This is a genomic window from Colwellia sp. 20A7 (assembly GCF_009832865.1).
Lineage (GTDB): Bacteria > Pseudomonadota > Gammaproteobacteria > Enterobacterales > Alteromonadaceae > Colwellia.
The window spans coordinates 2,142,394-2,168,668 of the sequence record NZ_CP047130.1 but is presented as its reverse complement, the minus strand read 5'-3'; the positions used below and the strand labels follow the sequence as shown (position 1 = coordinate 2,168,668).

Genomic DNA, 26,275 nt, shown 5'->3' with positions numbered 1-26,275 from the left:
CGTTTAAATGCCTTGTATGGATAATACACCCATCTAAATTACTATTTTAAACCCTTTTCGGGTAATGTGAGACCCAGGCTTAAGCAGCAACTTAAGCTTTCCTTGTCGTAGTTCGATTGAATGAAGGCTCCTCTGTTGAGAGACCGATAACAAGAACGAACGCGACAAAGGACTCCAAGCACCACACTCGAATAGTCTACTGGGTCTCGAACCCGCATTTTGCAAGTAGGGGTTTTGTGCCCATCCCCTCGAAATTGCTATTAAGCCTATTTTTCACACAATTGATTGATGTATGATAATGAAAAACATTCCTAGGGTAAATAATCATCGTCACTCAAAACACTAAACGTATTCACATACTTAGCCAATCTGAAATCACCGAACTTTACACCCTCCCAAACTTTAATCACTCTGATAGAGAGGAATACTTTTCTTTAGACAGCGAAACAAAAAAAATCATCAATAAATCACGATTAATTGAAGCGCGAATTTATTTTATTCTACTTTTAGGCTACTTCAGATCACGCCCTATAATTTTTAACTTTTCATTTGCCGATGTAGAAGCTGATTATGATTATATAAAGCGCAAGTATTTTCAAGATAAGGAAACATTTAGAGTAAATTTATCACCAGCAACGAAAACTATATTAGTTAATAAATTACTTAAATATGCCAGTTTTTCAATCTACAAAAGTAAAATAGATAAATCATTATTAATTAACAGACTTAATGATGTTGTAAAAATCAATTTAGAGCCTAGATATGTTTTCGATGAGTGCATTGCATATTTTGGTCAAAATAGAATAGCGCTAGCGGGTTACACAACACTGCAAGATACTATATCAACGGTATTATCAAATGAACGAAATCGTATTGAAGTTGTTCTCAATGAAAACTTAACACCACCCACAAAAGCAACGTTACTTAAATTACTGGAATCAAATAATACCTTTACAGATTTAGCCAAATTAAAAAAGATGGCTAAAGACTTCTCGGCCAGTCAAATTGCACAAGAGTTGAAGACACATAAAATTATACGTTCACTTTATCCAGAAATTAAAGTGCTTATTACTGAATTGGAGCTATCACCTAAAAACCTTGAATACTACGCGTCATTAGTTAAACACAAGACAGTGTATAAACTCAGAAGACACGATGACAGCCAAACTATTTTATATCTTGTTTGTTATTTATTTTTTAGGTACCGAGAAACCAATGACAATTTAGTTTCTGCTTTTATCTATATGATCAATAAGTTAACGGAATCAGCCAAGGGCTACGCAAAACAGCGTATTGTAGAAGATGTCACTATCGTTCGCACTAAATTAAAATCTGCGGGTAGTTTATTAAAGTATTTTATCGATGCCGACATGGACGATAACCTTAGCTTTGGTGATGTGCGTAAGAAAGCCTTTGAGCTTATCCCCGCAGAGAGTATTAAGTTACTAAGTGATCATCTAGATAACAATGACTTTGATGGCCGTCAATATGAATGGCAATTTATCGATAAACAATCGAGTAAAATTAAAAAACTTATCCGTTCACTCTTCTTGTCTATTGATATTGAGTTCATTCACCTAAAAGATGAATTGCGTGAACAGTACACTACTGCTCACGAAGAATTAGGGGCGTTCAAAATGATAAAAACAATTAACATCGATGTGATACCTAAAAGTGACCGTGAATATTTCGAAGATGATAATACCAAATTAATTGCCAATCGATTTGAATACTTCCTTTACCGAAAAGCAGAGCAACTATTTCATAGTAACAACCTAACCGTTAAAGAGAGTGTTAATAATAGAAGCTTAACTTCTGACTTGATCCAACCTAAAGAATGGAAAAACAAGGCTGAAATCATTGAAAATACAGGGCTTGATAAGTTGAGCACTTCCATTAACCAGACATTAGCAGATAAGAGCCAACAGCTAGAAGATAAGCTGAAGGAAGTAAGTGAACACATTTTTAGTGGCGATAATAAGTACGTTGAGTTTATTCCTGGTAAGGCCGAACTTAAGTGGTCAATTCCAAACATCCGATGGCATGAGAGTATCGAAAATCCTCTTTATAATCAAATACAACATATGGGTATTGTTGAACTCATGTTGTTTGTTGATCAAAAGACTGACTATTTAAAATCATTCACTCACATCTCTGTCAACAAAGAAAAAGCATCGGCAAATAAGGAAGATCTGATCGCTTGCATCTTAGCGAATGGTACAAATTACGGTTTATATAAAATGGCGAATATCTCCGACCGTTCAATAGGTAAATTACGTAGTGTAGATGATAGTTATATTCGATATGAAACGTTAACTCAGTCGAATGATAAGGTTTCTAATGGCATAGCAATGTTACCAATATTTTCATATTACCATGTTGATGATAACCAATTATTTTCAAGTATCGATGGTCAAAAATTTGAGTGTCGAATTAATACCTTTAAGGCGCGTTATTCATCTAAATACTTTTCTAAAGGTAAAGGTGTTTCTGCACTCACATTGATTTCAAACCATGTCCCCGTAAGTACGCAAGTGATTGGCGCGAATGAGTATGAGGGGCATTTTGCTTTCGATTTACTTTATAACAATTCATCAGATATACAGCCAAATACGTTATCGACCGACACGCATGGTACCAACAATGTTAACTTCGCCATTCTAGATTTTTTTGGTTATACGTTCGCCCCTCGATACGCAAAAATGAAAAAGGTATTTTTTAATTTATTTGAGGTGACTGAAGAAGACGGTGGCCGTATTCAGTTAAAGAAAGATATTAACCATAAATTAATTGCTGAAGAGTGGGATAATATTCAGCATATCATTTGTTCACTGAGCCGTAAAACAACGACTCAAAGCACAATTATTAGAAAGATTAGTAATGGCAAGAGCCGCACGTTGTCTGCTTTGCATGAATACGATCGATTAATTAAATCTATTTATGTGTTGGAGTATGTTGATAATTCAACACTGCGCCATTATGTCCAGCAAGCATTAAACAGAGGTGAAGCTTATCACCAGTTGAAACGGGCTATAACTTCCGTAAACGGTAATAAATTTCGAGGTGGTAATGATTATCAAGTATCACAATGGAACGACTGCGCTCGACTTATTTCAAACTGTATTATTTATTATAATTCAGCATTATTATCGGCATTTTTACAAATTCAAGAAAAGAACGGCAGACAAGACGTAGTTGATATTATTTCAAGGTTATCGCCTGTCGCTTGGCAGCATATAAACTTGAATGGTGAATATGCCTTTAATAAAGATCGTAAGGAAATTGATTTAATCGGTTTGCTCAATGGTATTGAAACACTTGATAGTGTCGATTGAACAAACAAACTATGTGATAATAAATATACGCTCTTTTACAAAGTCTCATTAAGGTATACCTTAACAGAACTTCTTGAAACCCCGTGTTATTATAGTCCACTAAATCCTGAACACTATGTATAATGGACTGACATAAAGAGACTATATAAAATGGACTATTTCCACGATGAGCAATTTTCGAACTTATGCTTATTTGCGAGCTTCAACAAAAGAGCAAGATGCTACTCGCGCAAAAGATGCATTGTTACGGTTTTCCAATGAACATGATTTGGTAATATCTGCATTCTTTGCAGAAAATGAATCCGGAGCAAAATTGGAAAGGCCAGAATTATTCAGGTTGCTTGAAATAGCCCAAAAAGGCGATGTTGTACTAGTTGAGCAAATAGATCGTATATCCAGATTAAAAGATGATGATTGGTCTTCACTCAAGGCCATCATAAAAACAAAAGGTTTAAGGATCGTTTCATTAGATTTACCAACTAGTCACCAGTTTGCAGCAGTCGTTAAAGATGAATTTACAGAAAGAATGTTATCAGCTATTAATGATTTGATGCTCGACATGCTGGCAGCAATTGCCCGAAAGGACTACGAAGACAGAAGACGCCGTCAACATGAAGGGATTGCTAAAGCGAAGTCTGAGGGGCGATACCGTGGAAGACCACTCGATGTAGAATTGCAGAAAAAAATTGAAGGGATGTTATTAGATAAAAAATCCTATGATTATATTCAGCATATTTTAAGTTGTTCTCGTACAACAATTTCCAAAGTTTCAAAAAGGTTAAAGTCAGGATAATTTACAAAATATAAACAATGCATCCTCTATAATCCTTGCCAAACAAGTGGGACAGCAATTTACGCGAAAAATATCACGTTTATGCACATAACCACAATATGTTAAATAGAGAATTAGTAGTCAAAAGCGTTGATACTCTATGGCGACATCACCCTTTACGAGTTAAAAAACTAACATTGTAGTCAGTTTTACTTGACCACAATGTTAGGTGTACATCCACTTCAGCGAACATTAGAATATTTCAAAGTTGTCATAAAATAGAGTGTTAATTCTAAGGTACGTCAATTAGATTCAATAAAACTGACTCACTACGGGTGATAACAATGGTCTAAGGTTTCTTGATTTGCGATACACCTTTCTATAGTCGAGTGGTCAATGCCATATTGGTTAACGAGAATTTTTTTAATTTGAATCACACCATTATCGATTTGGTCTATCTCTAAAGTGACATGTGCTTCCAAGAATTTCTTATTGTCATCGAGTTGCCACACATGTATATGATTAACTTTTTTTACGCTAGAGAGAGATTCAATCACAGTACATAACTCTTCAATATCAATGTCATCTGGTACTGCCTGCATTAAAATTTTAATTGTCTGTTTAGCCAGTGATAAACCGTGATATATCACATAGATGGATATTGCAATTGTCGCGATGATATCAACAAAATACCATTGGTATAGAATAATAAGCGTGCCTGCTACGATAACGATAATAGACGCAAAAGCATCTGACATGTTATGAATAAATACGGCTTTTAAATTTAAGTTGTTTTTCACCCCCGATCTATAGGTTAGCCATGCTGTTACCGCATCTATTACCAAGGCAATTGTCGCAATCCAAACAACGATCCATCCATCTATCGGCTCTGGGTTAAAATATTTAAATATAGCTTCATAAATAAGATAAAAACCAACAATAATCAGCGTTGTACTATTGATTAACGCACCTATAATTTCAGCACGCTTAAACCCATAAGTCATATTGCTACTAGCAGGCTTTCGAGCTATTTTTCTTGCGACAATAGCGATGAGAATAGCACCTGCATCGCTTAAATTATGCAGTGCGTCTGCTATAAGAGATAAGCTACCTGATACAAGCCCACCAATTATTTGTACTACCGTTAGCAAAATATTAATAAAAACAGCAAAACTTAGCTTACCGTCATGTGTATGGGAATGATCGTGACCATGGTGGTGACCCATAAAAACAGTCCTTATTTGTTAACTTTACTTAAGTTGTCTTAATTTGTTGTAATTGTATTTAGCGACCTAAACGAGGAAACAATCCCATAACTATGATGAAATGGGATTGTTATTTATCTACCTCATTAACGACTTAACAATTCTATTTTTTTCTTTGAAAACCAAGGATACAACACAGGTAAAACAAAGAGTGTCAGTAAGGTTGCTGTAACCAACCCTCCTACGATCACACTTGCCAGCGGTCTTTGTATTTCTGCGCCAACACCGTTAGACATTAACATCGGGATCAATCCTAAAGCCGAGGTGATTGCAGTCATAAGAACAGGTCTCAATCTTGACGTTGCACCTTCAAATATTGCTTTAGAACTGTCCAAGCCATCTTTAATGCGCTGGTTAATACTTTCAACCATCACGACACCATTTAAAACGGCAACACCGAACAGCGTAATAAAACCAACAGAGCTTGGCACAGACAAATACTGCCCAGAGAGATAAAGCGAGAAAACACCACCAATAACAGCAAGTGGCACGTTAACTAATATCAGCATAGCCTGACCCACTGAGCCAAAGGCAAAGTAAAGCAGTAGTGCGATTAGCGCTAAAGAAATAGGCACAACAATAGCAAGTCGCTTTTGCGCACGTTGCTGATTTTCAAATTGGCCACCTATCACAATGGAATACCCCGTTGGTAGCTCAACCTTCTCTGCAATTGCAGTCCTAATGTCAGCAACAACACTGCCCATATCACGACCTTGAACATTGGCCTGAATAACCACTCTGCGTTGAACATCATCACGTCTAATTTGCGGAGGACCCGATTGATAAGTAACAGTTGCCACATCACCTAAACGTACCCATGCACCACTAGGAGATTGAAGTCTAATATCAGCAATAGCCTCTATATTTTTACGATACTCCTCTGCTATGCGAACATAAATACTATAACGTTCATTACCATTGATAATTTGTCCTGCTTCTATTCCACCAATACCATTTTGAACTACGTCCATAATGTCACCTACCGACAGTCCAAATCGCGATAATTGTAGTCTGTTTGGATCAATGACGAGTTGTGCCTCACCCACTATCTGCTCTAGTGCAACATCACGTGTACCATTAATAGTTTTGATTGCAGCTTCAATCTCTTGGCCTTTACTCGCCAATACATCGAGTTCTGGTCCAAAGAGCTTAATTGCCAGTTGCGCTTTCACGCCTGATAAAAGCTCATCGACACGTGTGGCTATGGGCTGAGAAAAGTTTAATAAAAGTCCGGGATGAACTTCTAATGCACGTTCCATTAAATCTTGTAATTCATATCGATTAGAAGCGCTTGTCCATTGTGAAACAGGTTTTAAGCCGATATAAATTTCAATGTTATTAACAGGCTCTGGATCTCCACCAATTTCCGCTCGACCAATTCGACTTAATGCATAGGTCACTTCGGGAAACGCCATTAATTTTTCTTCAAGTATAGGCGCTACCGACAAGGCAGTCTCCAAACTAGATGATGGTGCTAACGTAGCTCTCAAGTTGATGGTGCCTTCCTCCAATTCCGGTACAAATTCAGTGCCAATTTGAGGAATAATTGCTAAGGCTGATATAACAAGCAGTGCGGAGGTAATAATGACCAACTTAGTTCTTGTTAGTGCTATTTTAAGCCCTTTCTTATACCATTTATCTAACGGTTTAAGCACAAAGCTTTCCCGTTGTTTTATGCCTTTTTTAAACATAAACGTTGCCAAAGCCGGAACGACTAATAGTGCAACCATAATGGCAGAGACTACCGCTAAAATTATGCTGATAGCCATCGGCTGAAATAGCTTAGCTTCAACACCTTCAAAGCTAAATAACGGCATAAAAACAACAATAATAATGGACGCTGCAAAAAAGACGGGCCGAGCAACTTCTTTACCTGCCTGTTTTAATCGTAAGTCTATACCATGGTCATCTCCCTCTACTCGGTGAGGATCTTCATCGTCATGAGGGACACGTGACTCTACATTTTTTAGATGGGTCGCATCTGGCCTATTAAGATGGTTAAACATATTCTCTACCATCACCACAGAGCCATCAACTAACATACCAATGGCAACAGCAATACCACCTAAAGACATTAAATTGGCAGATATGCCCCACCAAGCCATCACCATCAAGGCAATACTAATTGATATTGGGATAGAGATAAGCACTAAAAACGTAGCTCTTAAATTCATTAAGAACAAAGCAATTACAATGACAATGAAGATAAAAGCGAGTGCTAATGCTTCAACAACCGTATTAACTGCTTTTTCTATTAAGTCGCCCTGGTCATAAAATGCTTCAAATCTCACCCCATCAGGCAACGCCTGATTAATCAAATCAATCCGTGAGTTTATGCCATCAATAGTCGCCTTGGTATTGGAACCCATGCGCTTTAAGACAATACCTGAGACTACTTCACCTAGTTGCTCAACATTACCGTTTTCAGCTCGTCGAGTCATTGTGGCTGCACCTTGTCGAATTTCACTACCTAACTCAACTTTCGCAACATCAGCTACAGTAACAACGGTGCCTTCGACACTTTTCACAGGTACTTGTTTAATGTTTTCTATGCCTGCTTCACCACTCTTAAACCAACCAGTACCCCTAACGACTAACTGTTCTTGGCCTCGGTTCATATACCAACCGCCCACATTAGCATTGTTCCGATCTAACGCTTGAACGACATCGTCTTGAGATATTTGATAAGAAAGTAATTTAGAGGGATCGACATTGACTTGATATTGTCTAACATTACCACCAAATGACAGTACATCCGTGACACCATCTACTGGCATTATCAGTAATTTAACGATCCAATCATTTAAGCTTCTTAAAGACATTGAATCATATTCAGAGCCTTTGTCTGCGATAAGTAAGTATTGATAAACTTGGCCTAACCCCGAAGTGTTTGGCCCCATCTCCGGTGTACCAACGCCCTTTGGAATGAGTTCTTTTGCTGCTTGTAGTCGCTCAAACACTAGCTGCCTAGCAAAATAGATATCGGTGCCTTCCTTAAAGACAACAGTTACACCTGATAATCCTGTTTTAGATATTGAACGCACTTGCTCAACATCGGGTAAAGCATACATAACCGCTTCAATAGGATATGTAATTAGTTGCTCAACTTCCTCCGCAGCTAACCCTGGAGCCTCTGTATTTACGGCTACTTGCACGTTTGTCACATCAGGAAAAGCATCTAAATTAAGCTTAGGAATAACCATAACCGCACCAATTAAGGTGACAATTAAAGCAATTAATACCAGTAGTCTATTATTGATAGACCAATCAATCATTTTATTAAACATAGTGGTTACTCCTAGTGGTTGTGCGGATCAAATCCGCCTTTAGCTATTTCAGAAGCCACAAAAAATGCTCCTTTAGTTACCACGCGACTACCGCTGTTTAAGCCAATGATTTCTCGGTAATCTCCAAATGTTTGTCCTAACTCAACCTCTATAGCGTTAAACTCACCAGGGTGGTCTTCTACAAAAACGGTCCAATCACCATCAGCCCCACGTATTAAAGCATCTTCAGGTACAGCCATCACTTGAGTATCAGTTTCAAACTGAAAATTTACTTTAACGAACATGCCTGAATGTAAATTGTCATCCTTGTTTGTTACCGATAATCTTACAATCCGTGTTCGAGTAATTGGATCGATGGTGTGTGCTTCTTGAATGACTTTAGCCTTATAATCCTGCCCATCTAAATTCACAATAGCAGGTGAATTTATCGATAAATTCAATTTCTTGCTAGCCGCAACTTTAGCCTCTACCCACAAGTCATTTTCATCTGCTAAAAGCATAATTTCATCACCCGCTGCAACACGCTGTCCTTGAGAGAAATCATCACTTAACACAATACCCGCACGTTGAGCGGTTAAAGAGTATTGCCCAAATGAAGTGGTATTGCTCTTTGAAATGGTTTTAATGGCATCATCTGTTAAACCAAACGCAAAAAGTCGGCCATAGGATGCATTAAACGTTGTTTCCGCATTCAGTAATCGACTCTCACTTATTGTTTGTTTTCCTAGTGATTTAACACGCTGCCACTCAGTTGAAGCAATGAGGTAGTCAGCTTGAGCTTGAGCCATGGCTTCACTAAAAAGCGTGACCAAATTTTGACCTTTATTAACATGTTCACCCAATATTGCATGTCTTTTTATGATGACAGACTCAGTTCGAGGCGATACAACATAGCTTTTATAGCCATTAACTTTTATTTCACCTGGGGCATAGACCGTGTTGAAATGTATCTTAGGTAAAATCGACTCAACAATGATGTTAGCTATCGACATTTTCTCTGGCGACAGAGTTATGCCTTCTTCAGACTCCGTATGTCCTTTATCTTCCGTTTCACCATCATGCCCTTTAGTTTCATTATGCTCACGATGTTCATCATGTTCATCATGTTCTTTAGTTTCACTATGATCACTATGTTCGTCATGTCCTTCTTCACTCTTATGTTCATCTCCTTTATGTTGTTCCTCTTTCTGTACCGATTTGACTTGAGATTTCGGCAATGAAGCATCAATAGTTTCTGCCGAGTAAGCATTGCTAGTAACTCCTATAAATACGGAAATAAGTGTAATAATTGATATTTTTTTTCTGTTAAATTTTTTCATAATTCTCACCAATAGCGTTATCTACTAATTTTAGATAACGAGGTTTTATATTTTTAAATGTGATATTTGGCCGATGCTTAAAAGAAAATAAATTTCTCTTAACTTAAACTGCATCTCCAATTCAATACCTGAATAAAGGCCATCAGCTCGTTGAGATAAGCCAGTAAGGTAATCTGACGTACTAATGTCACCCGATTCCCAGCTAACATTTAAAAGCTTTGCACTGTTATCTGCTCGTCCTGCCGTTAAAGTACGCCATTGTTCAAAGTACTTTTTACTCGTCAAGAGTGACTCGTAATTCGCCTTTGCAACAAAGGTTTGTTGGCGGTAGACAGATTGAAATTTTGCTTCAGCAGCTAACGCTTCACTATAGGAAGCTTTGATCTCATCAGAGTAGTTATTTCTAATATTGATAGGCATAGAGAAGGTAATACCGACAATATTTTCTCGGTCATTTTTCCCTGCACTTAACCCTATGGTTGGATCAGCCTTAGACGTTTTTTCAATGAGTCGAGTGGATATTTGTTTAACTTTCCACTCTGTTTTGGCCAGCTCTACTACAGGGTGTTGAACAATCCAATTCGGGTCGATTCTGTAATTAGAAAGACCTAAGCCATTTACAGGTATAACCACTTTCTCAGGAGTCCAATCAGGCAATAATTCCTTAATTTTCACTTCTGTTTCTTTCAATTTTATTTGGTTTTCTGAAATTGAGATGAGTGTTTTAGAAAGGTTCAGGTAGATTAACTCAACATCGAGAGGCTCTAATATGCCTGCCGATTTTTTTTCATCAACGATGGTCAAAAGTCGCTGCAATTGGCGTTCTTGTTCAAAAGCCAACGCTGCATTCTTTTGAGCGAACTGCCACTTTATCAATGCAGTTAATGCATCAGCTTTCGTTTGTTCAAAAATTGCTTTTAAGCGGTTCTGATCAGCTATATAGGATAGCTTTCCAATATTTTTATTGATGGATTTTTTATCATTTAAATCGATGGTTTGACTGAAACCGATTGAATAGTTATTGCCATCACCTTCCCTTTCATAACTTGTTTCAAGATTAGGATTATAAATTGGCTGATTTAAACTTTTCGCTTTAAATGCTGAAGAATTTAATAATTCTCTCGCTTCTATTACTGCCGGATTTTTATTAACTTGGGAATCCACCCAAGTATCATTCTGTCGGTTTTGTGCAACCGATTGAAATGATAGAGCAGCAAAGCTCACAAACAGGAAAAAACCTGTATGATTTTTAAATATATACATATAATATTTCTTAATTTTAATTAAAAATTTAGCCGAAAACGGCCCAAAAAAGTTAAGTCAAATAAGAAATGGGAGGACGAAACGTTGTTTCTATATATTTTGAAGGGGACTTTACAAGATAAAGGGAAGATTCAAAGGAATTAACACTAAAAATTTTAATTGAGTTTTTAACCGTCATCCAGACTGAGTGAGAGGCGCTACAATGACCGCAGTGATGACAATCTTTAATATCATGTCCAGCTTCGTCTGTTTCCTGAAGAGCATTATCGTTGGCATGTACATGAACAGATTGAAGGTGTTCAACATCTACTTGATGGTTTTCAGCAGGTGAAGCAATAGAAGCGAACGATTGTAAAACAATCGACACTAATAAGAATATGCTTACTAACAACCTATTTTTCAAAAAGTATTCCAATGAAATGTTATTTCCTAATATAGTTTGTCAAGCTATCAACCTAAAGTCAAAACTTAACGTGATTTTCAAGTGTGATTTTTCAATAATATAATTTCAATGGTTCAGAGGCATTAGCGCAAACTTTGAAAGTAGCACAAGACAAATCAACGGTTAATTCGCTAACCCTCACACAAGCAATACAACAACCTTGGCAAATAATCCCAGACTTAAGGCATTTAAATATCGGCAGCAGTCTCTTGATGGGCAACAACAAACGCAAGCTCTAGCACCTGCTTACGAGTTAGGTTTTGACGTTGAAAATAGGACAGTTAAATGGCATTGATGGTGCGGAATTTACTGTTTCTTTATCCTCAGTAATTGAAATGGCAGATAAACGAGAGGCTAGGATTGGTGTCATTTCTGAGCGAAGTGTTTTATTAAAAGCTGAACGAAAAATTGAAACATTAACTTTATTAGGTGAAGTAACTCGACGATATATCATCGTATTAAGTGCCCAAGACCTTATTAACGCTATTTGTATTGCCTATTTTATATCGTATTGTTCATGCGAAAAGCTTTAAATAAGGTAAGGTGATTTATTTTAGGTTATTAGAAAAGATGTGTTCTGAATTAAACTCTAACATTCACCGGCTTAGAGCACGAAGTTGCCATCAAACCTATGGAGCTTTGCCCCAATGGCATAGAAAAGTTTGTACCGGTACTGATTTATTTGTGTTTGATTTTTTCCAGTGAAATAATCACAATTGCTTGAAATACACCCTATTAGCAATTTCGAGGGGATGGGCACAAAACCCCTAAAAGCAAAAAACCCGTTAATCTTTCGATTAACGGGTTTTCTAAATGTGGCGGTGAAAATAGCGATTTGTACTCTACTCGAAGATACAGCGCTACAAACCTCGGGTTTATATTTAACAATCTCCAGACGAAAAAAACCGCTATAAATTAATATAGCGGTTTCTTAAAATGTGGCGGTGAAAATAGCGATTTGAACTCTACTCGAAGATGCAGCGCTACAAACCACGGAGTTGTATTTAACAAACTCCAGACGAAAAAAAACCGCTATAAATTAATATAACGGTTTTTTAGAATGTGGCGGTGAGATAGAGATTTGAACTCTAGAAGGGCTACAAACCCTTGCCGGTTTTCAAGACCGGTGCTTTCGACCACTCAGCCATCTCACCTGAAGTTAAAAAGCATTGCTGCTTCAGAACGAGGCGAATATTAAAGTTTCGTTACGCTCTTGTAAAGTGCTAATTTCGCTTATTTTGCATTTTTTCACTTTATTTTGACTAAGTGCTGAATTAATCATCAAAAATCAATCACTCTCTCGTACTTTGTTCATATTTCAGGCATTTTTATTTATGTTTATATTTTCGTTTATGCACCCTTTTATTACTTTCGGTAATATTTAGGCTTCATTATTAAATTATGCTTTTTCGGTATTATCTCTTTATTGGGAATAATTAACCTGAGTTCAGGCTAATTAAACTAAATTACATTGTTTATAAAAAATAAAAATAGTAACCAACGCTATGACCCAACATTAGTTACTACTTTGTATTACTATTTTATATTGCTGTGCTTATGAAATTTAACCATTAAAATATTACTGACGCTAACGTTGCGTTAATAATATTTAAAAGGCGAAGTTTTCACTTGGTATTGCCATCATTGAGTCAACACCACCTGCAATACAAGCTGCGTGTCCTTGAGCGCGCGGCAATATACGTTTAAAGTAAAAATCTGCGGTTTGAAGTTTTGTTTCATAAAAAGCGTTATCTTCACCAGCACTTTCTAATTTACTGTGAGCTACTGCTGCCATTTTCGCCCAGAAATAAGCTAAGGTTACATAACCAGCAAACATTAAGTAATCTACCGATGCGCCACCAATTTCATCAGCGTTGCTCATTGCTTTTTTACCCACGTCTGTCGTAATTTCTTGCCATTGTTTACAGTAAGCACCTAATGCTTGTATATGTTGCGCCATTGCAGGATTACCAGCATTTGCCTGACAAAATGCGCCAATATCAACCATAAATGGTTCTAGAATCGCACCTTTACTGCCTAATACTTTACGTGCAAGTAAGTCTAAGGCTTGAATACCGGTAGTACCTTCATATAAACAACTAATTTTAGTATCGCGCATTAGTTGTTCCATACCCCACTCTTTTATAAAGCCATGGCCACCAAAAATTTGTACGCCGTGACTTGTACATTCAAACCCTAATTCACTTAATAGCGCTTTTGCTATAGGTGTTAATAAAGCAAGCGTTGTATCTGCTTCAGCTATTTTAGCTTTATCCTTTCCTGCATGCGTTATATCAACTAATTGTGATAAATAACCGACAAGCGCTCTACCACCTTCAGCAATAGACTTCTGGGTTAACAGCATACGACGAACATCAGGGTGGACAATTATTGGGTCTGCAGGACCATTAGGGTTTTTAACGCCACTAATAGATCGCATTTGTAAGCGGTCTTTTGCATAAGCTAATGCACCTTGAAAAGACGCTTCAGTAGCTGCCGTGCCTTCAAGTGAAACACCTAAACGTGCAGCATTCATAAAGGTAAACATGCAGTTTAAACCACGATTTACTTCACCAATAAGATAACCTTTGGCACCATCAAAATTAATAACACATGTAGCATTGGCGTTGATACCCATTTTGTGTTCGATCGAACCACAATTAACGCCGTTTCTATCAGCAATGGTACCGTCGTCGTTCACATTGAATTTTGGTACGATAAAAAGAGAGATACCTTTACTGCCTTCAGGCGAGCCAGGAATACGTGCAATAACAATATGTACAATATTGTCAGACAAGTCATGTTCACCTGCTGAAATAAATATTTTTGTGCCCGTTAATGAATAACTGCCGTCGTCATTTAATTCGGCTTTTGTGCGAAGCATACCTAAGTCAGTGCCACAATGTGGCTCGGTTAAACACATTGTGCCGGTCCAGCTGCCTTCAACAAGCTTAGGCATAAACTGTTGTTTTTGTATCTCAGTACCGTGCGCTTCAATGGTTGCAAGTGCACCATGACTTAAACCGGGATACATCGCAAAACTATGATTAGCAGAAGACATCATTTCGCTAATGGCACTATTAAGTGAATGTGGCAACCCTTGCCCACCAAACTCTACACTTTGTGATAATGTCGGCCAACCGCCGTCAACATATTGTTTATAAGCATCTTTAAAGCCATCAGGTGTTGTTACTACCCCTTCTTTCCACGTACAGCCTTGTTGATCACCAATTTGGTTTATCGGAGCAATAACCTGTTCAGTAAATTTGGCCGCTTCAGTAAGAATAGCATCCACCATATCTTCTGTGGCATCAGTGTAACCTAGTTGTTGATAGTGAGTGTCGCAGTCTAACAATTCGTTCATTACAAATTTAATATCTCTAATTGGGGCTTTGTACTCAGGCATTTTTTCTCTCCGTATTATTTTTTAATCAAAAAATTTTATAAGTGTTATTTTCAATACCAATTCAAATGCTCAGTCATTAGTTAACTCGCTATTTAGCTTACCCACTTGTGCTAGCAATGCAGACAAACTTAGTTAATGCACTTAGGTAGCAAGGTGATTACTGAACGTTCACGGTTACCTTTACTCTACTAACCATGCTAATTTACCCTGCATATATAAAACAAATGAATATTACTTATAAGAAACTATTAATTATTCGTATACTCAAGCAAATTAAGCATCGCTATTATTTTGACTAATTCTCGGTAACCTCCTTGTTATTCCGTTACTACAAGGGATATTTATTTTTTCATCCGGCTTATTTTGATAACTATATGTTTTATGAATACATCACAATGATAATTATTCATTGGCATTATAAAAATATCGGCTTTAGCATGAGTGATACTAAATTACATACATTTATCTTTAAGTTACTGTTAATACTATTTTTAACATATAAAAGTAACGGTGATTAATTTACACATTATTAAGGTTTTCTTATGTCATTAAATGCTTTATTAGAAAAACGCTATTCTGTTCGCGCTTATTTAGACAAACCTGTACCACAGGATTTATTAGAATCAATTTTTAGCCAAGCCCAACAATCATCTTCAAATTGTAATGTTCAACCTTGGCAAACCTGTGTTGTTTCTGGCAATACGAAAGACCAATTAAAAGTTGATTTAGTTTCTGCAGTGATGAAAGGTGCAGCGCCTAACCCAGATTTTAATTGGGTAGCAAAATATGAAGGCGTTCATCGAGAACGTCAGTTTGGCTCTGCTAATGCGTTATACAATTCAATAGGTGTTAGTCGTGAAGATAAGAAAGGACGCCAAATGTCGATGTTACGCAACTGGCAATTTTTTGATGCACCTCATGCCGCCTTTTTTACCATGGACAAATATTTAGACATTATGGGCGCGGTTGATCTTGGCATTTATGCACAAACTTTGGCATTACTACTCGAAGAAAACGGGATATCTTGTTGTATGCAAGGTGCCTTAGGGCAATTTCCAGATCCGGTTAAAAAAGCACTAAAGTTACCTGAACAACGCGGTATTTTGTTTGGTATGTCATTTGGTTACGCTGACGAAAGTGCTGCGGTAAATAACACACGTACCGAGCGTGAATCACTTAATAATGCTGTTTCTTTTTTTAATTAATTACCATGAAACTTCAAAGTAACTTCGCACTTATTGATGACGTTAACATTCATTACATGTCAGCGGGTCCTACTAAAAATAAAGCTTTAGAAGGCTCTACTTTACTATTTTTACATGGCTTTCCTGAATATTGGCAAACGTGGCAAGCCCAACTCGACTACTTTTGTACTGATCATCATGTTATTGCGCCTGATTTACCGGGCTATAACTTGAGTGGTAAACCTGAAGATGTTTCGTTTTACGAAATACCTAATTTAATTGAATTTTTTGCCAAGTTTATCCGTGCTGTCAGTCCAAGTAAAAAAGTCTACTTAGTCGCTCATGATTGGGGCGGCGCAATAGCTTGGCCATTAGCCGCTTTCTACCCTCAATATATTGAAAAACTGATTATTTTAAATGCTGCGCACCCAAGTACTTTTACCCGTGAAATGATCAATAATCCAATTCAACGAGAAAAAAGTGCCTACATTCATCAATTGATCAGCGCGGGAGCTGAACATTTATTAGCTGATAATAATTATCAATTCTTACGTGAAAAGATATTGGTGGCGTCAACTTCAGCTATTTTTACCGACGAAGAAATTAGCCATTACCAGCAAGCATGGCAACAACCTGATGCCATTAACGGTATGTTGCAATATTATCGTGCGATGCCACAACTTGCTGCTAATGCTAATTCGCACCATGAAAAAGAAAGTAAGGATAATCCCGCACAAGTCTCTGATCTAAGCAAAATGAGAATTCCAAAAATAAGAATCAATGTACCAACACTTATTCTCTGGGGTGAAAATGATCAAGCTTTTGTCAATGAGAACCTTAGTGGTATTGAAGAATATGTACCCGATTGCCGTATTGAACGTTTTTGTGATGCTACGCACTGGCTTACGCATGAAAAATCACCCGAAATTAACAACGCAATAGCCCACTTCATTAACGAATAATATTGCCGTAGACATCCCCTTGTCGCTAGCTAAAACTTACCAACGCTACAAGCATAGTAAATAGGTAAATAGGTAAATAGGACAAGCCAAAGTTAAGGAAATTAAAATGCAAGGTACTAAAATGCAGGATATTAACGTTCAAACATTTGAAGTTGAAAAAGCTAATTTACAAACAACACGCTTAACAACATCAACAATTGCAATGCCACTGAGTGAAAATGAAGTCGTGCTTAAAGTCGATAAATTTGCCCTTACCGCCAATAACATCAGTTATGGAGTAGCGGGTGATAGCCTAGGTTATTGGCGGTTTTTTCCTACAGAACAAACAAGTGAAAAACAATGGGGTCGATTACCAGTGATGGGATTTGCTAACGTTGTTGCATCAAATAATGAGCACATTAGCGTTGGCCAACGCGTTTGGGGCTTCATGCCGATGGCAAGCCACGTAAAAATTCTAGCAGGTAACGTTAATAAAAATGGTTTTTCAGATGTAAGCCCCTATAGAAAAGGACTTGCTCCTTTATATTCAGTATTTGAACTTGTAAGTGCTAACCCTTTTTATTCAGTAGAAAATGAAGATTTCGACATACTTGTTCGTGGTTTATTTACTACCTCTTGGCTGGTTGATGATTTTATCGATGACAATCAGTATTTTGGTGCTTCGCAATACTTAATTACCAGTGCCTCAAGTAAAACCAGCATAGCCCTTGCCTTTGCGATTAAACAACGAGGAACAGTCCCGAGTATTGGTATTACTTCTGCAACTCATCGTGATTTTGTCGCCTCTTTAGGTTGCTATGATGAAGTCATTAGCTATGACGAAATTGCCACCTTAGACGCGAGACAATTATCAGTTGTGGTTGATATGGCTGGTAGCCAAAGTGTTTTGTCAAAAATTTATTATCATTTTGGCGATCAATTACGTTATTCATGCCGTATAGGCGTAACCCATCATGATGATTTATTACCAGATGAACTAAGTAAAATATCAACTTTACCTGGCGTTACGCCAACCTTCTTTTTTGCCCCGACACAGCTTAAAAAGCGGATAGATGACTGGGGCACTAATACAGTAATGCAAAAAATAGGCTTGTCATTACTCAATTATATTCAATTTTGCCAAAGCACCATCACGATAGAGCACACAACAGACAGTGAAAAAATCAACCCTATTTATCAACGCGTGTTATCAGGAACGTCAGATGCTAATACGGGGCAAATAATCTCTTTATGAGTTAACTAACCCCACCAGACATAAACTATTTAATAATTGGAGATATGAATATGGAAGGCACAGAGTTAATAACAATGGTCAATACGAAAGTCGTTCCTATTTGCATATTTCTCATTATGATGGGGATGGGATTATCGCTTGTTCCTAACGACTTTAAGCGCGTATTAAAATACCCAAAAGCAGTGTCCGTAGGTTTACTCAATCAGCTAATACTTTTACCTTTGATTGGTTTTGGATTAGCTAATATTATGCCACTAGAGCCTGAATATGCCGTTGGTGTAATGCTACTCGTGCTATGTCCAGGCGGAACCACCTCAAACATGTTTACCCATTTGGCGAAAGGCGATGTTGCCCTGTCAGTTACCATGACAGCGGTAGCAAGTTTGATCACCGTTTTTACTATTCCTGTTGTGTTAAACCTATCTTTGCAGCATTTTATGGGTGAAGGCAATGAATTTCAATTACCTATGATGGCAACCATGATAAGTTTAATGAAGTTAACGATAGTGCCTATTATTATTGGTATGTTAATTAAAGCGTTTGCCCCTAAATTTGCCGATAGCTCACAAATACACGTATCACGATTTGGTGTGTTATTTTTAACCTTATTGGTCATGTTTTTAACGTATATTCAGCAAGACATTATTGTTTCTGCCATTATAGCAACCGGCCCTGTGTCACTTATTCTTAATATTTCTACCATGGCATTAGGTTATTATTCGAGTCGTTGGTTTGGCTTAAATACCGCACAAACTACGTCTATTACAATTGAGGTAGGGTTACAAAATAGTACTTTATCAATGTTTATGGCACTCACTTTATTAGCGAATTATCAAATGTCATTTACGCCAGCAATATACACTTTAATTATGCTGTTTACCGCAGGTGTACTTGTTCGATTCTTTCGCTCGAAAGTTAATGTAGAGCTAGCACTAAAACAACAACAAAAAGCTAAAAATCAAGCTGATGTTATTGATGAGCTTGCGTAATACCAATTCCAATAAGTTTCTTGTTGTTACGGTAAGTTATAAGCAGTTTTTTTTAAGTTATACTGTTATTCTATTACTCCATTTACAGCTTCAACTCTAATGTTGAAGCTGTACAAAATTTAAGGCCTTACCTTATTATGATAACGATTCACCATTTAAATAAGTCACGTTCAACTCGCGTTATTTGGTTACTAGAAGAGCTGAATATGCCCTATAACATAGTTAATCACGAACGAGACTCGCAAACAGGTTTAGCGCCTGAAAGTTTAAAGAAAATTCACCCATTAGCTAAGGCTCCTATTATTGTTGATAACGATGTTACCTTATGTGAATCCGGCGCAATAATGGAATATATTCTTAACCAAGCAAGCAATGATACTTTAAGACCTAAGATTGATAGCGCTCAATACTATCAATATCTAGAATGGCTTCATTTTGCTGAAGGGTCATTAAGTTTACCAATAATCTGTAGCTTATTAATGTCGATGGAAACCCGTGACGGTAACAAACCGCTTGATGGTTATATTGCGAAAGAACTACAGCTAGACTTTTCATATATTGACGATACGTTAAGCCAACGTACCTATTTTGCTGACGGTGCTTTTAGCGCAGCAGATATTATGATGACAATTATATTAGATATTGCTGATAACCTTAGCTTGTTAGAAAACAGAACACATATCAAAGCTTATCTTGTAAATATGAAGCAAAGACCTGCCTATCAAAAAGCAGCGAGTTTTGGTTAAATTATAATTATTTAGCACGAGGAAATACCGTGGAATTAATCGATTTAGATATTACTGAACAAATTGCAACAATTACCTTAAAAAATGGCAAGGTTAACGCTATTTCTCCTCAAGTGATTGTGGAAATAAATGACGCTTTAGATCAAGCAGAATCGGCAGGTGCTGTCGTTATTTTAACTGGCCAACCGGGAATATTCTCAGGTGGTTTTGACTTAAAAACCATGAAAGAAAGTTCAGAGTCAGCGGTAGCATTAGTTACTGCGGGTTCAACATTATCACGTCGGATGTTGTCATTTCCATTCCCTATTATCGGCGCATGTACTGGTCATGCAATCGCGAAAGGTGCCTTTTTGTTATTGAGTTGCGATCACCGTGTTGGCAGTTTAGGTGCATTTAAAATAGGCTTAAATGAAGTTGCCATTGGTATGACGATGCATCAAGCGGGTATCGAAGTCGCGCGTAATCGTATTCCAATTAACTATTTAACACGTTCAGTGATTAATGCAGAATTATTCTCACCAGAAGCGGCTATTCCTGCCGGTTTTTTAGATACAGTAGTAGAGCCAGAGCAGTTAATGGCCACGGCAAAGATTATCGCTAATCAAATGCTGACGTTAAATATGACAGCGCATCATGGTACTAAATTAAAAGAAAGAAAAGATATGTTAGCGGCATTAGATGCAGCCATTGAACTTGATTCAACCATAGTGTTAAAGCTATAGGTGTTAAAGCTCTAGCATAAGCCATAGTACAACCATAGTACAAAAAAAAAGAGGACGATTAAGGTCCTCTTTTTTATTTTAATACTCTGTATTTTAAAGTAATTAGTTTTATTTACTTGCCTTAACCTACATTAACTAAAAGCTATATTAGCAGCTTAGTCATTGGCTTTGATGAAATCAATAATCACTTGCGCTATTTTATCACCTTGATCTTCTTGTAAGAAATGCCCGCCATTTTCAATGGTTGTATGCGCCTGCCCTTTTGTACCTGGGATAAGTTTTTGTAATATTTTATCTGCGCCACAAGTAATAGGATCGTTATCACTAAATGCCGTTAAAAATGGCTTATTCCACTGAGTCAATACCTGCCAAGCAGCAATGTTACTTGTTGATGCTGGGTCATCAAGGCTAGTTGGCACCAATAATGGAAACTGGCGAGCCCCTTCTTTATAACTTTCTTCAGGGTAAGGAGCATTGTAGCCAGCAAGGATTTCAGGCGTTAAGTCTGAATTTGTACCACCATTGATAATTTTACCCGCTGGAAACACAGGCATCTCTTGCGAGTTCTTCTGCCATTTCATAAAAGCTTCGCCCGGAGAATGTTCTCCTGTGGGTAGCATGGTATTTGCTGCAACAACACGGGCAAAGCGATCACTTTGCTCTGCCACTAAACGTAAACCGATTAACCCACCCCAATCTTGGCAAAATAACGTAATACTTGTTAATTCTAATTGATCAAGCACGCTGTGCATCCAATCAACATGACGTTGGTAAGTATAATCGGTGCGTTTTGTTGGTTTATCAGAGCGACCGAAACCAACTAAGTCTGGTGCAATAACACGATAACCGGCTGCAACCAGTGGTGGTATCATTTTACGGTATAAATAGCTCCATGACGGCTCACCGTGTAATAGCAATATTGGCTGGCCATCTTTAGGGCCTTCATCAACATAGTGGACTCTAAGTTGCCCACCTTCAGTATCATCAACGAGTAAATAATTGGGTGAAAATTTATAACCTTCTAATGTTGCAAAGCAACTATCGTCAGTTCTTAAAAAGTCCATATGCGTCCTTATTATTATAATAATTAGTATTATTTGATGAAGCTAAGTTAAATCAAATTAAGTTCAAATCAAATTAAGTTCAATTCAGTTCAGTTCAGTTCAGTTAAAATAAGTTAAATAAAAATGAGTTAACTTAAATTTTAACAATCAACTTACCTTTATTTTTTCCAGTGAAAAATAAGTTCAACCCTGTCATTGCTGACGGTAAACCATCAAGAACATGCGCACGATGTTTGATTTTTCCGGCCATTACATACGGTGTAAGTTTCTCTAATAATGCTGGGATCTCACCGAAATGATCTGGCATGGTAAAACCTTGAACGGTTAAACGCTTTTTAATGATCGGTATCCAGTTTGGACCTAAATCTGGTGTTTGCTTTGGATAATCAGCAATCAAACCACAAACAGCAATACGGCCATGAGCGTTCATGCGGTCAAATACGTGATGTTGTATTGGCCCACCAGTATTCTCAAAGTATACATCGATACCATGTGGCGTTAGTTTGGCTAGCGCTTCAGCTAAATCTGTTGATTTGTAGTTAACCGCGCCATCAAAACCTAATTCGTTAATAATCCAATCGGCTTTCTCATCACTACCAACAACACCAATAACCGTTAATCCATCCGCTTTAGCTAGCTGACCAACAATAGAGCCAACTGAGCCTGCGGCACCAGACACCACTAAGGTTTCACCTTTTTGTGGCTTACCAATACTATATAAACCTTGTGTAGCCGTTAAACCAGGTAAAGCAAAAACAGATAAAATAGCTTCGTCTGGTAATGGCGCAGACACTTTATTTAACCCTGTGCCGTCACTTAAATGGTACTCTTTCCAACCCATCATGCCCATAACACGATCACCTACGTTAAAATCAGGATGATTACTTTCTACTATTTCACCAATACCAGAGCTGCGCATAACATCACCTAATGCCACGGGTGGAATATAGCTTTCGGTATCTGGGCTCATCCAACCAAACATTGCAGGGTCTAACGACATGTGATTTTGTTTTACTAAAAATTGCCCGTTACCAACCGTTGGTATATCAAGTTGCACAACGTCAAATAATTCTGGACCTATTGGCCCTCCAGTTGGACGAGCGATTAAATTAATTGCGGTATAAGTAGTCATGATGTTTCTCTTTTTTGGTGCTGCCCTGATGTGCGGCGTTGAGGTACAGCATTGTGATACAGCGTTATCTAATGAATTAGCACTCACCAGATAACGCTGTTGTTACTTTCTATTAAGCCTATATTGGCAAATAGTCATGTTAATAAACTTAATGAAAGTGCTATTACTTGTGACTTATTCTCGTAATTCTTTTCTTAAGACTTTTCCGACATTTGTTTTGGGTAAGTCATCCATAAATTCAATAAATTTAGGACGTTTATAGTTAGTCAGCATTTCATTACACAAATCAAAAATATGTTTTTCTGTTAAGTTAGGATCCTTCTTAACAATAAATACTTTTACGGCTTCGCCGGTAACCTCATTTTTAACTCCAATTGCCGCGGCTTCTAGTATCCCTTCATGCATTACGAGTACTTCTTCAATTTCATTTGGGAAAACATTAAACCCAGAAACAATGATCATATCTTTTTTACGATCAACAATATTGAAGAAACCGTTTTCATCCATAGTGGCAATATCACCTGTAGCTAACCAACCATCTTGTAATACTTCATCGGTTGCATCTTGACGGTTATAATAACCTTTCATTACTTGTGGTCCTTTCACCCACATTTCACCAGGTTCACCTAACGCAACGTCTTCACCATCATCACCAATCAGACGTATATCGGTTGACGGTGCTGGTACACCAATAGTGCCATTGTAACTTTCTTGGTTGTAAGGGCTCATCGTCACTAATGGTGCACATTCAGTTAAACCGTACCCTTCTAATAAACGTGTTCCTGTTACTTTTTCCCAGAATTCAGCCACTGAACGCTGTACCGCCATACCACCAGCAAAACCTAGTTTTAAGTGACTAAAGTCAAGTTGATCAAAGCCTGGCGTATGCAATAAACCATTAAACAAAGTGTTAACCCCTGTAATGGCAGTAAAAGGATATTTAGCTAATTCTTTAACAAAGCCATCTAAATCTCTTGGGTTGGTAATTAATAGATTTGCGCCACCAAAAGGCATAAAAGACAAGCAATTAGAGGTTAATGCAAAGATATGATACAAAGGTAAAGCCGTCACCATTATCTCTTTGCCTATTTCGTAAACATTTTTAGTCGATGCATTAGACTGTTCAATATTTGCAATTAAATTACGGTGAGTTAACATTGCGCCCTTTGAAGGCCCAGTTGTACCACCGGTATATTGTAGAAAGGCTAAATCGTCACCATTAACAGGCACTGAGGTAAAGTTAAGCTTTGCACCTTTTGCCATAGCTTGATTAAATCTTACCGCATTTGGTAAATTGTAGGCTGGTACTTGTTTTTTTACGTACTTCAATACGCAATTAACAATAGCACCTTTAATTGTACTTAATCTGTCGCCAACACCCGTAATAATAACTTTATCGATATCTGTTTTATCAATAACGGCTTCTAATACGTGAGCAAAATTTTCAAGGATTAGAATAGATTTTGCGCCAGAATCTTTTAATTGATGTTGTAATTCACGAGGCGTGTAAAGTGGATTAACATTAACCACAGTTAAGCCTGCGATTAGTGCACCAAATAATGCAACCGGATATTGCAAAATATTAGGGATCATAATGGCGAACTTATCACCTTTCACTAACCCTAAATCGCGCTGTAAATAGGCCGAGAAGTCAGTAGCTTGCTGCTCAAGCTCTTGGTAAGTGATGCTAGAACCCATATTAATAAATGCTACATTATCTTTATATAGTTTAGTGTATTTAAAAAACAACTCTGCTAAAGAGCTATATTTATCTGGGTTTATCTCAAATTCAACACTTGCTGGATAACTCTTCTCAAGCCAAATTTTTTCCATTATATTCTCTCCCCAATCACTAATTTTAGTGCCACTGTTATTATTAATGACACTTTCTTTCGCATATTTGATTACTTATACTTTTTTAGATACTAGCGCTTATTCATAATAACTAAAGCACTTCGAACAAACCTGCTGCGCCTTGTCCACCACCTATACACATACTGATTACTACATATTTTACACCGCGTCGCTTACCTTCAATTAAGGCATGCATCACCATACGGGTTCCACTCATGCCATAAGGATGCCCAATTGAAATTGCCCCGCCGTCAACATTTAAGCGATCTTCTGGAATGCCTAATTTTTCTGCACAATAAATAACTTGAACAGCAAAGGCTTCATTGATTTCCCATAAACCAATGTCATCCATTGTTAAATTATTACGTTCTAATAACTTTGGAATAGCATAAATAGGACCAATACCCATTTCATCGGGTTCACAACCGGCAACAACCATACCTCGATAGGCACCTAAAGGTTTTAGACCACGTTGCTCGGCTAATCCGCGTTCCATCACCACAACTGCAGCTGCGCCGTCAGAAAGCTGAGACGCATTACCACCAGTAATAGTGCCGTTATCTTTTACTGTTTTTAATGTTGATAAGCCTTCGATGTTAGTCGATGGTCGGTTACCTTCATCTTTAGTTAGCGTCACTTCTTCTTTGTTGATATCACCTGTTGCCTTATCCATCACTAATTTTGTTGCGGTGACAGGGACAATTTCATCATCAAATTTGTTTTCAGCTTGAGCTGCTGCTGTACGTTGTTGAGATTTAAGGGCATAAGCGTCTTGTGCTGCCCTTGAAATATTGTAACGATCAGCTACCACTTCTGCGGTATCTAACATCGGCATATATATCGCTGGGCGATAAGCTTTTACACTGGGGTCAACCGCACGATGCATATTCATTTTATCATTTTGCACTAAACTAATAGAGTCACACCCTCCAGCAACAACAACCTGAGCTCCATCACAAACAATATGATTTGCTGCGGTTGCTATCGACATTAAACCTGATGAACATTGACGATCAATCGTCATACCAGCAACTGATACCGGTAACTCGGCAGCCATAGCAACTTGACGACCAAAGTTCATACCTTGATTACCTTGGGTTAACGCTGCACCAAAAATACAGTCTTCAATTTCATTCGCATCGATACCTGCACGCTCTACCGCAGCTTTTACCGCCACTGCCGCCAATGTTGGTGCTGATAAATCATTAAATGCGCCGCGATATGCTTTACCTATTGGTGTACGTGCTACAGATACTATTACTGCTTCTCTCATGATGACTCCCCATTACTTTAATGAAT

Annotated in this window: 19 protein-coding genes and 1 tRNA gene; 9 read left to right on the top strand and 11 right to left on the bottom strand. The window is 37.6% G+C overall.

Annotated elements, in window-relative coordinates; genetic code table 11:
- The first annotated feature begins 320 nt into the window (after nucleotides 1-320).
- On the top strand, nucleotides 321-3,335 hold the full coding sequence (locus GQS55_RS09365; RefSeq protein WP_159822690.1) for a Tn3 family transposase: 3,015 nt from the start codon (nucleotides 321-323) through the stop codon (nucleotides 3,333-3,335).
- Between the two features lie 166 nt (nucleotides 3,336-3,501).
- Entirely contained in the window at nucleotides 3,502-4,128 is a 627-nt protein-coding gene (locus GQS55_RS09360) for a recombinase family protein (RefSeq protein ID WP_159820011.1), read from the top strand.
- 308 nt (nucleotides 4,129-4,436) lie between these two features.
- On the opposite strand, the gene GQS55_RS09355 is transcribed toward GQS55_RS09360, so the two are convergent.
- From GQS55_RS09355 to GQS55_RS09335, 5 genes are all read right to left on the bottom strand, one after another.
- Nucleotides 4,437-5,333 carry a cation diffusion facilitator family transporter gene (locus GQS55_RS09355; RefSeq protein ID WP_159820009.1) on the bottom strand — a complete coding sequence of 299 codons (897 nt, stop codon included), beginning with the start codon at nucleotides 5,331-5,333 and terminating at the stop codon, nucleotides 4,437-4,439.
- A gap of 125 nt (nucleotides 5,334-5,458) precedes the next feature.
- Entirely contained in the window at nucleotides 5,459-8,659 is a 3,201-nt protein-coding gene (locus GQS55_RS09350; RefSeq protein ID WP_159820007.1) for an efflux RND transporter permease subunit, read from the bottom strand.
- 11 nt (nucleotides 8,660-8,670) lie between these two features.
- Nucleotides 8,671-9,978, bottom strand: a complete 1,308-nt coding sequence (locus tag GQS55_RS09345; RefSeq protein WP_159820005.1) for an efflux RND transporter periplasmic adaptor subunit — start codon at nucleotides 9,976-9,978, stop codon at nucleotides 8,671-8,673.
- Nucleotides 9,979-10,023: 45 nt separating this feature from the next.
- Nucleotides 10,024-11,241 carry a TolC family protein gene (locus GQS55_RS09340; protein WP_159820003.1) on the bottom strand — a complete coding sequence of 406 codons (1,218 nt, stop codon included), beginning with the start codon at nucleotides 11,239-11,241 and terminating at the stop codon, nucleotides 10,024-10,026.
- Between the two features lie 52 nt (nucleotides 11,242-11,293).
- On the bottom strand, nucleotides 11,294-11,644 hold the full coding sequence (locus GQS55_RS09335; protein WP_159820001.1) for a hypothetical protein: 351 nt from the start codon (nucleotides 11,642-11,644) through the stop codon (nucleotides 11,294-11,296).
- Between the two features lie 299 nt (nucleotides 11,645-11,943).
- Between GQS55_RS09335 and GQS55_RS09330 the strand changes: the two genes are divergently transcribed.
- Nucleotides 11,944-12,216, top strand: a complete 273-nt coding sequence (locus GQS55_RS09330; RefSeq protein ID WP_159819999.1) for a hypothetical protein — start codon at nucleotides 11,944-11,946, stop codon at nucleotides 12,214-12,216.
- A gap of 530 nt (nucleotides 12,217-12,746) precedes the next feature.
- Here GQS55_RS09330 and GQS55_RS09325 read toward each other — a convergent pair.
- Together GQS55_RS09325 and GQS55_RS09320 are read right to left on the bottom strand one after the other, a co-directional pair.
- Nucleotides 12,747-12,837: transfer RNA gene (locus tag GQS55_RS09325), tRNA-Ser, on the bottom strand.
- Between the two features lie 455 nt (nucleotides 12,838-13,292).
- Nucleotides 13,293-15,089, bottom strand: coding sequence for an acyl-CoA dehydrogenase C-terminal domain-containing protein (locus GQS55_RS09320; protein ID WP_159819997.1), 1,797 nt, complete (start codon nucleotides 15,087-15,089; stop codon nucleotides 13,293-13,295).
- A 542-nt stretch (nucleotides 15,090-15,631) separates the two neighbouring features.
- Here GQS55_RS09320 and GQS55_RS09315 point away from each other — a divergent pair.
- The 6 genes from GQS55_RS09315 (at nucleotide 15,632) to GQS55_RS09290 (ending at nucleotide 20,926) form a co-directional block, all read left to right on the top strand.
- Entirely contained in the window at nucleotides 15,632-16,294 is a 663-nt protein-coding gene (locus GQS55_RS09315; RefSeq protein WP_159819995.1) for a nitroreductase, read from the top strand.
- Between the two features lie 5 nt (nucleotides 16,295-16,299).
- Complete coding sequence (locus GQS55_RS09310; RefSeq protein WP_159819993.1) at nucleotides 16,300-17,235, top strand: alpha/beta fold hydrolase; 936 nt, start codon at nucleotides 16,300-16,302, stop codon at nucleotides 17,233-17,235.
- A gap of 106 nt (nucleotides 17,236-17,341) precedes the next feature.
- A complete protein-coding gene (locus GQS55_RS09305; RefSeq protein ID WP_159819991.1) occupies nucleotides 17,342-18,469 on the top strand; it encodes a DUF2855 family protein in 1,128 nt (375 codons plus the stop codon).
- 50 nt (nucleotides 18,470-18,519) lie between these two features.
- Nucleotides 18,520-19,458 (top strand): bile acid:sodium symporter family protein, encoded by a 939-nt coding sequence (locus tag GQS55_RS09300; RefSeq protein ID WP_159819989.1) that lies wholly within the window; start codon nucleotides 18,520-18,522, stop codon nucleotides 19,456-19,458.
- A 137-nt stretch (nucleotides 19,459-19,595) separates the two neighbouring features.
- Complete coding sequence (locus GQS55_RS09295) at nucleotides 19,596-20,204, top strand: glutathione S-transferase family protein (RefSeq protein ID WP_159819987.1); 609 nt, start codon at nucleotides 19,596-19,598, stop codon at nucleotides 20,202-20,204.
- Between the two features lie 29 nt (nucleotides 20,205-20,233).
- Nucleotides 20,234-20,926: a crotonase/enoyl-CoA hydratase family protein gene (locus GQS55_RS09290; RefSeq protein ID WP_159819985.1), complete on the top strand. Its 693-nt coding sequence runs from the start codon at nucleotides 20,234-20,236 to the stop codon at nucleotides 20,924-20,926.
- 155 nt (nucleotides 20,927-21,081) lie between these two features.
- Here the strand turns inward: GQS55_RS09290 and GQS55_RS09285 are convergent, their stop codons facing one another.
- The 4 genes from GQS55_RS09285 to GQS55_RS09270 all read right to left on the bottom strand — a co-directional run bounded on the left by GQS55_RS09285 (nucleotide 21,082) and on the right by GQS55_RS09270 (nucleotide 26,249).
- Nucleotides 21,082-21,990 carry a haloalkane dehalogenase gene (locus GQS55_RS09285; RefSeq protein WP_159819983.1) on the bottom strand — a complete coding sequence of 303 codons (909 nt, stop codon included), beginning with the start codon at nucleotides 21,988-21,990 and terminating at the stop codon, nucleotides 21,082-21,084.
- A gap of 133 nt (nucleotides 21,991-22,123) precedes the next feature.
- Nucleotides 22,124-23,122 (bottom strand): NADP-dependent oxidoreductase, encoded by a 999-nt coding sequence (locus GQS55_RS09280; protein WP_159819981.1) that lies wholly within the window; start codon nucleotides 23,120-23,122, stop codon nucleotides 22,124-22,126.
- Between the two features lie 174 nt (nucleotides 23,123-23,296).
- The gene (locus GQS55_RS09275) at nucleotides 23,297-24,955 is read right to left on the bottom strand and encodes an AMP-binding protein (RefSeq protein ID WP_159819979.1); all 1,659 of its coding nucleotides are present in this window, start codon (nucleotides 24,953-24,955) and stop codon (nucleotides 23,297-23,299) included.
- Nucleotides 24,956-25,067: 112 nt separating this feature from the next.
- Nucleotides 25,068-26,249 (bottom strand): acetyl-CoA C-acyltransferase, encoded by a 1,182-nt coding sequence (locus GQS55_RS09270; RefSeq protein WP_159819977.1) that lies wholly within the window; start codon nucleotides 26,247-26,249, stop codon nucleotides 25,068-25,070.
- Nucleotides 26,250-26,275: the final 26 nt, after the last annotated feature.